Source organism: Acinetobacter sp. UBA5934 (assembly GCF_002430855.1).
In the GTDB taxonomy this organism is placed as follows: domain Bacteria; phylum Pseudomonadota; class Gammaproteobacteria; order Pseudomonadales; family Moraxellaceae; genus Acinetobacter.
Window position 1 is genome coordinate 5,009 of record NZ_DJDC01000016.1, and the last position, 11,767, is coordinate 16,775.

Below are 11,767 nucleotides of genomic sequence, written 5' to 3' on the forward strand. Positions count from 1 at the left end.
GATCAATAAATTCTAAATCGCCAGTATCAAAATCTAGGCTATGCAGCCCATTTTCTAATGCAACAATTGCTCCATTATGATTTTCACGTAATGCGTAAGATCCGATCTTTTGAAGGGTTTCCCAAGCTTTCAGGTCTTTACCTTGCTCATCACAGGAAAACAAGCGACCGTCAAATATATCTACCCAAAATAATCGTTGACGAACAGGATCCCATGTCGGTACTTCACCTAAACGTGTCTTAACATCAACAAATACTTTAATTTCCATTTACATTATCCTGAAAGATGATCTCTATTTAATAGGCATTCAATTTATTGAAAAATAATATACTTTCTAAGTAAATTATAATTTAGTTTAAGAAATTACTAATGATGAAATATCAATCTTTGATAAACAGAAGTTATTAAACCTAAAGTAGCGATATTCTGAAATAAAAAATAATAAGAATTAGGTATATAAGTCTTTGAATATAAATTTCTATTGAATTACGCATTCATATTGATATTAAAAAGTTATCGATATTGAGGAATAATTCATTGGTAATTATTAATCATCCTCCTTAATTTGACTCATCTACGATGTAAATCGTCTGATTCTTAAATTAGGGAAGGATTACCTATGAATATACTTATTACTGGTGGAACTGGTTTTATAGGCAAACAGATAGCTAGAAAAATCTTGAAATTAGGGACTATCAAACTAGATGGACAAGCTGCTCAATCCGTAGAAAAAATCATATTATTCGATGCCTTTGCAGGAGAGGACATTCCTGAAGATCCAAAAATTCAGGTTGTGATCGGCGATATTACTGATAAAAAACAGGTATTAGAAATTACTAAAAATGTAGATGTTATTTGGCATTTAGCTGCTGTGGTAAGTTCTGCTGCAGAAGCTGATTTTGATCTAGGTATGGAAGTCAATTTGTATGGTTTGTTGACCTTACTTGAATCGGTAAGACAGCACGGGATCAAACCCCGATTTATTTTTGCCAGCGGTTGCGCTGTATTTGGAGGTGCTCTACCAGAAGTAGTTACAGATGACACGGTCGTCACACCTAGATCGTCCTATGGCATGCAAAAGGCAGTAGGCGAATTACTTGTTTCAGACTACTCACGTAAAGGCTTCATTGATGGGCGAGTATTACGTTTACCTACAATTGTTGTTCGTCCAGGTAAGCCCAATAAAGCTGCTTCAACATTTTTTAGTTCGATCATTCGTGAACCGCTCAAAGGTGAAACTGCGGTTTGTCCTGTCCAAGCTGATACGCCAGTATTTATCACCTCTCCACGTCGCTGTGTTGACTCAATGATTCACGCAGCGGTTATTTCTCCGGATCAGTTATCCGATCAGCGCATTATTCCATTACCTGGTTTAACGGTGACCGTTCAGCAAATGCTGGAAGCCCTAGAAAAAATTGCAGGAAAATCCGCAGTAGATCTCGTGCAGTGGCAAGAAGATAAAACCATTCAACGTATTGTGAAAAGTTGGCCAGTGCGAGTTAAAGCTGAATATGCTGAATCACTCGGTTTCAAAGCGGATAAGAATTTTGAAAGCATCATCGAGGCGCATATTGAAGATACCCAGGAATTAATAGCTGAGATAGCTAATTAAAGTGAGACAGTATTATGGAAGATATTCAAGCTAAATCTGCTTTAGAAGAGCAGACCATTAAACGTATTTCAAAAAGAATTATTCCTTTTCTTATTATTCTGTTTGTAATGGCATTTTTAGACAGAACAAATATCGGCTTTGCTGCTTTGCATATGAATGATGCAATTGGCATTACTCAAACGATATTTGGCTTAGGCGCTGGTATTTTTTTCCTTGGTTATTTTATTGCCGAAGTTCCGAGTAATGTACTGCTACATCGCTTCGGTGCCAGAATCTGGATCGCGCGTATCATGATTACTTGGGGAATCATTGCTGCCTTAATGGGCTTTATCCAAAATGGAACCCAATTTATCGTTTTGCGTTTTTTACTTGGTATTGCGGAAGCTGGCTTTTTTCCTGGTGTGATCTTCTATCTTACTTTGTGGTTTCCAGCGCGATATCGTGCACGTGTATTTGCCACATTTTATTTAGGTCTCCCAATTGCCCAGATTATTGGCGCACCTATTTCAGTTGGACTGATGCAATGGGGTAATACTATCGGTTATGAAGGCTGGCGCATGATGTATGTGCTTGAGGGCATTCCATCCATCATTCTAGGGATCATTTGTCTTAAATACTTAACCAATACGCCTAAAGAAGCTCAGTGGCTCACTACAGAACAGCGTCAATGGTTAATGAGAACTTTAGAGAGAGAAGAACTTGAAAAAACTGAAGCTGCTGACTCTCATTTAACTAAGTCAGCGCTTATTAAACAAGTGTTTAAAAATCCATTGGTATGGATTATGGCCATTGTTTACTTTGGCATTACTTCTGGTTCAAATGCCATGTTCTTCTTCTTGCCAAGTGTGCTGGAGTCATTCCGTAATACCTTTGGCATGGAAATCAGTTTAATTCAAAATGGTCTTTTAACTGCAATTCCATATGCATTCGCTGCTGTAGGTATGATTTTATGGAGCCGACGCTCGGATCGTAAACAGGAACGTCATAAGCATGGTGCTTGTGCAGCTCTTATGGCGGCAAGTGCAATTGCAATCGCATTAATTGTCAACCAGCCCTGGGCTATTATTGTTGGGTTTATTTTCCTGGCAATTGGAGTGTTTAGTGCGATTAACATTTTCTGGACACTACCAGGTCAGACATTGACGGGAGTAGGTGCCGCCGCTGGTATTGGACTGATTAACTCTGTAGGTAACTTAAGTGGTTTTACAGGGCCATATTTAACAGGGTACTTATATACCACGACTGGTACTTATACTACTGCATTTCTAGTCATCGCTGGATTTGTTGCGATTGGCGGGATCGGGTTATTGGTACTCGCGCGATTAAATGGCAAACAGATAGAAAAAGAAAAATTAAATCTGAAAGCCCAACCCAATCAAGGAGTATAAAACATGGCAAGGATTGGATTCGTGGGAACCGGTATTATGGGCACACCCATGGTTATGAACTTAATCAAGGATGGTCACCAGGTTCAGGTTTGGAATAGAACAATTTCTAAATTGAAAACATTAGAAGAGGCGGGCGCACAAGTCTGTCATCAGCTATCGGAAGTTGGAAGAGATGTTGATCTTCTTATTGTAATGCTGAGTGATGGAAAAACTTGTGATGAAGTCCTGTTCCAAAAAGATGGAGCGATCTCTGAACTAAAGAAAAATAGTATTGTGATTGTCATGAGTTCAATCCCGGTAGAAACTGCAAAACATCAAAATGAACGATGTTTATCCTTAGGATTAAGATACCTGGATGCACCTGTTTCAGGCGGTGAAAAAGGTGCACAAAATGCGACTCTAGCTATTATGGTGGGTGGTGAGGAAGATACCTTTACTGAAGCCCAAACTGTTCTAAATTCTATGGGCAGAGCAGTCTTGGTGGGCGCTGCCGGATGTGGAGAGCTCGCCAAACTGGTTAACCAGATGATTGTGGCGAGTACGATTGCTACCGTGGCAGAAGGTTTGCTCTTTGCTCAGCAAGGCGGGGCTGATCCTTATAAAGTAAAGCAGGCATTAACTGGTGGATTTGCTGACTCTCCTATTTTGCAACAGCATGGTGAACGTATGTTAAGTCAAAACTTTAAACCAGGAGGCGCAGCGAGTACTCAGTTAAAAGATACTCATACTGCTATAAATTATGCACAGAAATTAAAATTAAAGTTGCCGGTAGCGGAATTGGTAGATCAGCTCTTTTCAGATATGGTCCATCATGGCGATGGAGCCTTAGATCATTCAGGATTAATTCGTGAATTAAAAAGGCTTAATAATATAGAGGTATAGCTATATCTCTTGATATTTTTTAAAACTGGCTTTTAAATAGCCAGTTTTTTTATTTTAAATATATTATTTTTAATTCTAAAATATTTAATACATTTTAATATCTATTTTTAAATCAATGTTTTTTAAAATAAAATATATATCGATAGGACTGAGTTATCGAATGTTGGGAAAATGTAATTGGAATTTCAAAATCGATAGAACTATATTTTTTTATATTTTATTAAATAGAGAAATTCTCTATTAAATAAAATTATTCAGAATAAGAATGGATGGAATTAACCATTTTCAGGTGGTTAATAAATAGGGAAAGAGAATGAGTTTAAAAAAAGTTCATCGGCATTCATGGGTGTCTCTTGTTGTTTGCTGGTTAATCTGGCTGGTTATTGCATATGATCGTGAACTCATATTCCGCGCGGCAGTCATGATTTGTGAAGAGTTCTCTCTTACACCCACAGAGTGGGGCTATACCATTGCCGCTATTACTGTGTCCCTAGCCTTACTCAGTATTCCGGTAAGTGCCTATTGTGATTTAAAAGCACCGGGCTGGAAACGTGCTATGTTCCAGTGGCCTTTGATTGTCGGATTTACTTTTCTGTCCTTACTTTCTGGCATCATGTCATTTAGTAATACTTTCTATAAGTTTGTTATCTTACGGATATTGGTGTCCATTGGTTGTGGGGTAGCCGAACCCATCGGGGTGAGTAACACTGCAGAATGGTGGCCTAAAGAGCACCGAGGATTTGCAATCGGTGCCCACCATGCTGGTTATCCCGTTGGTGCAATGCTGAGTGGGGTAGTAATGGCATCAATTATTTATTATTTTGGTCCTGAAAACTGGCGTTATGCATTTTATCTCGGCATCATGATTTCAGTACCGGTATTAACATTCTGGGCTATTTATTCAAACAAGAAACGCTATGATGAGTTTCATGATGCATGTATAGATCGAGGACTTACTCCACCGACAGATAATCCATGTCTAGAAACCAAATCCTTAAATCCAGCTGCTGCGAAGAAAGGTTCCTTAAAAAGAACTTTAAAGTCACGCGGTATTTTATTTACGGCGGGTAGTACCTTAATTACACACATTGTATATCTTGGTTTCCTGACTATTTTTCCTGCATATCTTTATAATATTGTGGGACTAGATCTTGCTAAAGCGGCAGGTTTAAGTGCCGTATTTACAATTACAGGAATTATGGGGCAAATTTTCTGGCCTTCTTTATCCGATAAAATTGGACGCCGTAAAACACTCATTCTTTGTGGAATCTGGATGGCTGTTGGTATTGCCAGTTTCTGTTTAACCCAAGGTGTAATTTCTGTCATTATTATTCAATTAATTTTTGGTTTCTCTGCCAATGCAATCTGGCCAATTTATTATGCCACAGCATCAGATTATGCCGAGCAAGATGCCATGGGTACAGCGAACAGTATCATTACCGTGGCCCTTTATGTGGGAGGAGCGATTGCCCCCATTCTCATGGGTTCATTACTGACGAATTTTGGAGGATGGCATAATGCAACCGGTTATACACTTTACTTTATTTTAATGTCAGTCTGTGCATTGATTGGTGTGTTGCTGCAAGTTATCTTGGGCTATCTGGACAAGAAAGATCATTTAAAACCTGTTTAATTCCTGATTAATTCCATAAATTTCGACTGTAGTTTCCTCATGGATTGAGGGTGCTACAGTCTTATCCATTTTTATATTTGAGTTAAAGGATTTGGCTTTCATGTGGGTTTCATCCAGCTAAATGAATAGGACGGGCATCGTAATAATGAACCGTCCTATTTTTTATATTAGTTTTTTTATTTAATACTCTCTTTTATAAATTGAACTAAACCAGATTTTGATCATGACCTAAAATATTCTGGTTCACATTACTCTCCAAAATAGAGAACAGTCGTTCTTGAGCTTCATCAGTAGCCCAAGCAATATGCGCTGTAATCATGACATTTGGATGCTTGAGTTTTAACAAGGGATGATCGGCTGCAGGAGGCTCCTGGTCCAGCACATCTGCACCAAAACCTGCAATCTGCTGATTCATTAATGCTTCTGCAACATCCTCACTATGAACCAAACCGCCACGGCCTACATTAATCAAAATGCTATCTTTTTTCATTTGACTGAGTACAGTCCGATCAATCATAAAACGGGTTTCATCATTCAACTCACAATGCAAGGACAGCACATCAGCAAGCTGAATTGCCTGTGTAAATGGAACATATCCTTCACGACAGGTGGTAGCATTCTTACGTTCACTGAAGGTAACTTTCATACCAAATGCCTGGGCTTTTTCTGCAAGCGATTGACCGATTTCGCCCTTACCTACAATGACCAGATTTTTATTTTTGAGTTCACGGATGGGCGCTGCAAGATAGAAAGATACTGGACTATTTGACCAGGTCCCATCGCGAACCGCTTTAACTTGGGAGTCGAAATTTTTGATCAGGTTCATCATCAGGACAAATGCATGTTCAGCCACTGCATCGCCAGCATAGCCACGAATATTGCAGATTTTGATATCTCTAGACTTTAATAAATCGACATCTACATGATCGTAACCTGTGGAACAAAGTGCCAGTAACTTTAAGTTCGGATTATTGTCCAGAATCTGTTCATCAACTTTCAGGTCACTGATGATGAGCACATCCTGATCATGGACCTGATCATAAAACTGTTGCTGACTTAACTGCTCATATTCAGTGTATTCAACAGGGAAATTAAATTGAAATGCTTTATTTAGTAATACGCCTTTTTCAACACAGGTAACTTTTACGGTATTCATAAATCTTTAATGTCTACATAGTGGTACTGCGTATGACTTATTTTTTAATTAAATCATATGCCATTTTAGTATCCTCTAACTGCACCAGCGAGGCATGACGTGCAGAAAGAGGGTCTTTATTTTCAATTGCAGTTAAAATTGCTTTATGCCGAGGCAATGAATGGTTCTGTAAATTCGGTCTTAAACTGGTAACCTGGATTGCCTGCTGCAAAGGTAAAACCAGCATTTTTGACATATATGCCAATAAATCATTATGAGTTGCTTTGGCAATTGAAAGGTGAAAGTCAATATCCGGCTGGATAAACTCTTCGATACTTTCTGCCTGTTCCATCCCTGCATACGCTTTTTTAATGCGTGCTATATCTTCCTCTGTCGCCGTACTTGCTGCGATATAAGCCAATTCCGGCTCTAATACACGACGTACAGTAGATAAAGTTTTAAAAAATTCATTTTCAGGGGTGGATTGTATAAGCCAGTATAAAATATCCGGATCAAGTAAATGCCATTCATCTTTAGGGCGAACAACCGTACCAATTTTAGGGCGAGAATAGGTCAGGCCTTTGGCATTCAGAACACGAATAGCTTCACGAAATACCGGTCGACTGACTTGAAATTCTTCACATAACTCTGCCTCTGAAGGCAATTTTGCATTTTCCGGTATTTCGCCAGATACTATTTTTAGACCTAATTGCTGAACAATAAGAGCATGTTGGCTTTTACTTGGAACAGGATTTTTATAGTCGGCATTACTCATATTTTACAATTGACCATTTATGATCTCATTATGGTATAGATGACCTTATGATTTCACAAGATCATCTAAATTTTAGCCACTTAATGTGAATGTCGGGGTACTTCAGAGCCTCGGCAACCTACCAGAAAATCAAAGTCACAGCCTTGATCTGCCTGAAGTACATGATCTACATAGAGCTGACGATAGCCCCCAATAAAGCTTGGTCTTGGTGGTTCTGGTAAATTGGCTAAACGTTGCTGCAATTCTTCATCAGAAATATCCAGGTGTAATTTTCCGGCATAAGCATCGAGTTCAATATAGTCACCATTTTGAACAGCGGCCAAAGGACCACCGGCCATAGCTTCTGGTGCAACATGCAAGACTACCGTGCCATATGCAGTACCACTCATTCGTGCATCAGAAATACGAACCATGTCGGTAATTCCTTTTGCCAGAATTTTTGGAGGTAATCCCATATTTCCGACTTCTGCCATGCCTGGATAACCTTTTGGACCGGCATTCTTGAGTACCAAGACACAGGTTTCGTCTACATCAAGATCTGGATCAACAATACGTGCCTTATAGTCATCAAAGTTTTCAAAGACTACAGCACGTCCACGATGTTTCATTAATTCAGGGGAGGCCGCAGACGGTTTCAATACAGCGCCTTTTGGTGCCAAATTACCTTTAAGAATACACATCCCCCCATCATTACGAAGTGGGTTATCAATTTGACGAATCACTTCATCATTGTAGATAGGGGAGTTTTGGCAATTTTCCCAGATCGATTGACCATTGACAGTTAATGCTTGAGGATGGGGAAGTAGATTATTTTCACCCATACGACGTAATACTGCTGGCAATCCACCACTATAATAAAATTCTTCCATCAGGAAGCGCCCTGAGGGCTGCAAATCAACAATGGTTGGCATACCGCGACCCACACGGTTCCAGTCATCCAGTTCCAGATCAACCCCGATTCGGCCAGCAATTGCTTTCAGATGAATAACAGCATTGGTTGAACCACCAATTGCAGCATTAACTTTGATAGCATTTTCAAAAGCTTCTTTAGTTAAAATTTTAGAAAGACGCAGATCTTCTTTCACCATATCTACAATACGCATACCAGATAAATGCGCCAATACATAACGACGAGAATCTACCGCAGGGATTGCCGCATTATGGGGTAAAGAGGTTCCTAAAGCTTCTGCCATACATGCCATTGTAGAAGCTGTACCCATGGTATTACAGGTTCCTGCTGAACGTGACATACCAGATTCAGCTGATAAAAATTCATTTAAATCAATTTTTCCTGCTTTTAATTCTTCATGCATCTGCCAGACGATAGTACCCGCACCGATATCTTTACCCTTATGTTTGCCATTCAGCATAGGACCGCCTGTCACCACAATTGCAGGAACGTCACAACTTGCAGCACCCATGAGCAAAGCAGGAGTCGTTTTATCACAACCTGTTAACAAGACAACGCCGTCGATGGGGTTACCGCGAATTGCTTCCTCTACATCCATACTGGCTAAGTTACGGGTAAGCATTGCAGTAGGGCGTAAGTTGGATTCTCCATTGGAGAAAACCGGGAACTCAACTGGAAAGCCGCCAGCTTCTAAAACACCTTTTTTGACATGCTCAGCAATTTTACGGAAATGTGCATTACAAGGTGTAAATTCTGACCAGGTGTTACAAATACCAATAATTGGTCGTCCATCAAACTCGTGATCTGGAATCCCCTGATTTTTCATCCAACTACGATACATAAATCCATTTTTATCGGTTGTCCCAAACCATGCAGCTGAGCGTAAAGGTTGTTTGTTAGACATCTCTATATCCCTATATAGTATTACTATTAAAAACATTAAAACTAAAATACAGTAAATAAAATGCTTTTAAAAGGGTTTACAATTTAAATAGTAATACTATATTTTATTCTGGTAAATTCCTCTTTCAGCATGAAGCTAAAACTAGAAATGGAAAATGGAGTCGAATATGGAATTCGAGAAGGATGTCATCAGGAAGGTAACATTTAAGCTCATACCCGCTTTAGTGGTCTTATATTTAGTTGCTTATATTGATCGTGCGGCAGTCGGTTTTGCTCATTTACATATGGGGGCAGATGTAGGAATAGGTGATGCGGCTTATGGATTAGGTGCAGGTTTATTCTTTATTGGTTATTTCTTATTTGAGGTGCCAAGTAATCTACTCTTAGACAAGTTTGGCGCAAGAAAGTGGTTTGCCAGAATTCTGCTTACATGGGGGTTAATCACCATGGCAATGGCACTCATTCAAGGACCTTACAGTTTTTATATCCTCAGATTTTTACTCGGTGTAGCTGAAGCTGGCTTCTTTCCAGGAGTACTATATCTGATCACCCAATGGTATCCAGTGCGCCATCGTGGAAAAATCATGGGGATGTTTATTCTTTCTCAGCCGATTGCCATGATGGTAGCCGGGCCTTTGGCAGGTGCATTATTGGGCATGGACGGTATTGCCAATATGCATGGCTGGCAGTGGTTATTTGTGATGGTCGGTTTACCGGCAGTGTTATTGTCTTTACCTACCTTGCTTTATCTTCCAGAAAAAATTAATAGTGTTAAGTGGCTGAGTAATGAACAAAAAATTTGGTTAAGTAATGAGCTGGTTAAAGATGAAGCTGAATATGATCAAACACGTCATGGAAATCCGCTTCATGCTTTAAAAGATAAGCGTGTATTGACTCTTGCTTTGTATTATCTACCCGTCACTTTAAGCATTTATGGCTTAAATCTCTGGTTACCCACCATTATCAAGCAGTTTAGTGGTGGTTCAGATTTACAAGTAGGTTTTCTCTCAAGTATTCCTTATGTATTCGGAATTATTGGTCTACTTATTATTCCCCGCAGTACAGATAAATTAAATGACCGTTATGGACACCTGAGCTTCTTATATGCCTTAGGAGCTTGTGGCATGTTCTTTAGTGCATGGCTAACTTCTCCTGTTATGCAATTGATCGCTCTTTCTGTTGTTGCATTCTGTCTATTTTCAACCACAGCCGTATTCTGGACACTTCCTGGACGCTTCTTGACAGGTGCCAGCGCAGCAGCAGGTATTGCTCTTATTAACTCAGTTGGAAATCTGGGTGGTTATATCGGTCCATTTGGAATTGGTTTATTGAAGCAATACACCGGCAACATGGCTTCAGGTTTGTACTTTTTAACAATAGTCATGATTTTTGGTTTGATTTTGACATATTTCGTCTATGCAAAATTTGAGACCAAAACATCTAAAACAATGAACATTAATGAAAATGCTAAAGGATAGCAGCATGAATATTATTCAGTTTGAAGATCATTCTAATCAGCGTGCAATAGGCGTCGTAGAAAACAATCAGGTATCTCAGATTAATACAGTGACTACTGTACGTGAGCTTGCATTATTAGCAATAGAAAAAGGTCTTTCGCTTGAAAAGCAAGTTGAGATATTAGGTTTTGTAGAACAACGTTATGACTATGCTGAGCTGTTAGAGCATCATAAGGTTTTGCCACCATTGGATCATCCGGATGCTGCTCATTGTTTTATCTCGGGAACAGGCTTGACCCATTTAGGATCAGCATCCGCACGCGACAAGATGCATCAACAGAACCTGAATGATCCGGCTTCGATGACAGATACCATGCGCATGTTCCAGTGGGGACTAGAAAAAGGTAAACCTGAAGCAGGTCAGGTGGGTGCACAACCAGAATGGTTTTATAAAGGGGATGGCTCAATTGTTGTACGTCCTGGGAAAGAATTACCATTGCCTCCTTTTGCTGAAGATGGGGGTGAAGAACCTGAGATTGCCGGTTTATATGTGATTGGCCCGGATTTAAAACCGTATCGTATTGGTTTTGCACTAGGCAATGAATATTCAGATCATGTGATGGAACGCCGTAATTATTTATATCTTGCACATTCAAAATTACGTTTTTGCAGTTATGGCCCGGAATTAAGAACGGGAGATCTGCCTAAACATTTGGTAGGTAAAAGCCGGCTGAAACGTAATGGTGAAGTGATCTGGGAAAAAGAGTTTCTTTCAGGTGAAGACAATATGTGTCATAGCCTGACTAATCTTGAATATCACCATTTCAAATATCAACAGTTCCTCAAGCCTGGAGATGTACATATCCACTACTTCGGTACAGCGACCTTGTCTTTTGCAGATGGTATGAAAGCTGAAATTGGCGATGAATTTGAAATTGAAATGAAAGAGTTTGGTCAACCATTGGTAAATAAACTCGCACCTACTCAACCTGAACTACCAATTGGCTCAGTCATTACTCTTTAAGGAATTAATATTATGAATAATATCGGCCACAACTTTATAGCGGGTACC

The 11,767-nt window shown here is 39.5% G+C and carries 9 protein-coding genes and 1 pseudogene; 6 read left to right on the plus strand and 4 right to left on the minus strand.

Annotated elements, in window-relative coordinates; genetic code table 11:
• Nucleotides 1-268: pseudogene (locus B2Y23_RS01150) on the minus strand (SMP-30/gluconolactonase/LRE family protein); the annotation flags it as partial.
• Between the two features lie 351 nt (nt 269-619).
• Here B2Y23_RS01150 and denD point away from each other — a divergent pair.
• The 4 genes from denD (at nt 620) to B2Y23_RS01170 (ending at nt 5,515) form a co-directional block, all read left to right on the plus strand.
• Entirely contained in the window at nt 620-1,612 is a 993-nt protein-coding gene (gene denD, locus B2Y23_RS01155; RefSeq protein ID WP_291368514.1) for a D-erythronate dehydrogenase, read from the plus strand.
• A gap of 14 nt (nt 1,613-1,626) precedes the next feature.
• Entirely contained in the window at nt 1,627-3,000 is a 1,374-nt protein-coding gene (locus B2Y23_RS01160) for an MFS transporter (protein WP_291356747.1), read from the plus strand.
• A 3-nt stretch (nt 3,001-3,003) separates the two neighbouring features.
• The gene (locus B2Y23_RS01165) at nt 3,004-3,882 is read left to right on the plus strand and encodes an NAD(P)-dependent oxidoreductase (RefSeq protein ID WP_291356750.1); all 879 of its coding nucleotides are present in this window, start codon (nt 3,004-3,006) and stop codon (nt 3,880-3,882) included.
• A gap of 313 nt (nt 3,883-4,195) precedes the next feature.
• Nucleotides 4,196-5,515 (plus strand): MFS transporter, encoded by a 1,320-nt coding sequence (locus B2Y23_RS01170; RefSeq protein WP_291368516.1) that lies wholly within the window; start codon nt 4,196-4,198, stop codon nt 5,513-5,515.
• A 205-nt stretch (nt 5,516-5,720) separates the two neighbouring features.
• Here the strand turns inward: B2Y23_RS01170 and B2Y23_RS01175 are convergent, their stop codons facing one another.
• The 3 genes from B2Y23_RS01175 to B2Y23_RS01185 all read right to left on the minus strand — a co-directional run bounded on the left by B2Y23_RS01175 (nt 5,721) and on the right by B2Y23_RS01185 (nt 9,239).
• Nucleotides 5,721-6,671, minus strand: a complete 951-nt coding sequence (locus B2Y23_RS01175; protein ID WP_291356753.1) for an NAD(P)-dependent oxidoreductase — start codon at nt 6,669-6,671, stop codon at nt 5,721-5,723.
• A gap of 37 nt (nt 6,672-6,708) precedes the next feature.
• Nucleotides 6,709-7,425, minus strand: a complete 717-nt coding sequence (locus B2Y23_RS01180) for a FadR/GntR family transcriptional regulator (protein WP_291356755.1) — start codon at nt 7,423-7,425, stop codon at nt 6,709-6,711.
• Nucleotides 7,426-7,505: 80 nt separating this feature from the next.
• Nucleotides 7,506-9,239 carry an IlvD/Edd family dehydratase gene (locus B2Y23_RS01185; protein ID WP_291356757.1) on the minus strand — a complete coding sequence of 578 codons (1,734 nt, stop codon included), beginning with the start codon at nt 9,237-9,239 and terminating at the stop codon, nt 7,506-7,508.
• Nucleotides 9,240-9,405: 166 nt separating this feature from the next.
• On the opposite strand from B2Y23_RS01185, the gene B2Y23_RS01190 reads away from it, so the two are divergent.
• On the plus strand, nt 9,406-10,716 hold the full coding sequence (locus B2Y23_RS01190; RefSeq protein ID WP_291356759.1) for an MFS transporter: 1,311 nt from the start codon (nt 9,406-9,408) through the stop codon (nt 10,714-10,716).
• A gap of 4 nt (nt 10,717-10,720) precedes the next feature.
• Nucleotides 10,721-11,719, plus strand: a complete 999-nt coding sequence (gene araD1 / locus B2Y23_RS01195) for an AraD1 family protein (protein ID WP_291356761.1) — start codon at nt 10,721-10,723, stop codon at nt 11,717-11,719.
• The last annotated feature ends 48 nt before the right edge of the window (nt 11,720-11,767 follow it).

What these genes read in the sequence shown, in the direction of transcription:
- denD (WP_291368514.1), top strand. Translation starts at nt 620, where the DNA reads ATGAATATACTTATTACTGGTGGAACTGGTTTTATAGGCAAACAGATA.
- B2Y23_RS01160 (WP_291356747.1), top strand. Translation starts at nt 1,627, where the DNA reads ATGGAAGATATTCAAGCTAAATCTGCTTTAGAAGAGCAGACCATTAAA.
- B2Y23_RS01165 (WP_291356750.1), top strand. Translation starts at nt 3,004, where the DNA reads ATGGCAAGGATTGGATTCGTGGGAACCGGTATTATGGGCACACCCATG.
- B2Y23_RS01170 (WP_291368516.1), top strand. Translation starts at nt 4,196, where the DNA reads ATGAGTTTAAAAAAAGTTCATCGGCATTCATGGGTGTCTCTTGTTGTT.
- B2Y23_RS01175 (WP_291356753.1), bottom strand. Translation starts at nt 6,671, where the DNA reads ATGAATACCGTAAAAGTTACCTGTGTTGAAAAAGGCGTATTACTAAAT.
- B2Y23_RS01180 (WP_291356755.1), bottom strand. Translation starts at nt 7,425, where the DNA reads ATGAGTAATGCCGACTATAAAAATCCTGTTCCAAGTAAAAGCCAACAT.
- B2Y23_RS01185 (WP_291356757.1), bottom strand. Translation starts at nt 9,239, where the DNA reads ATGTCTAACAAACAACCTTTACGCTCAGCTGCATGGTTTGGGACAACC.
- B2Y23_RS01190 (WP_291356759.1), top strand. Translation starts at nt 9,406, where the DNA reads ATGGAATTCGAGAAGGATGTCATCAGGAAGGTAACATTTAAGCTCATA.
- araD1 (WP_291356761.1), top strand. Translation starts at nt 10,721, where the DNA reads ATGAATATTATTCAGTTTGAAGATCATTCTAATCAGCGTGCAATAGGC.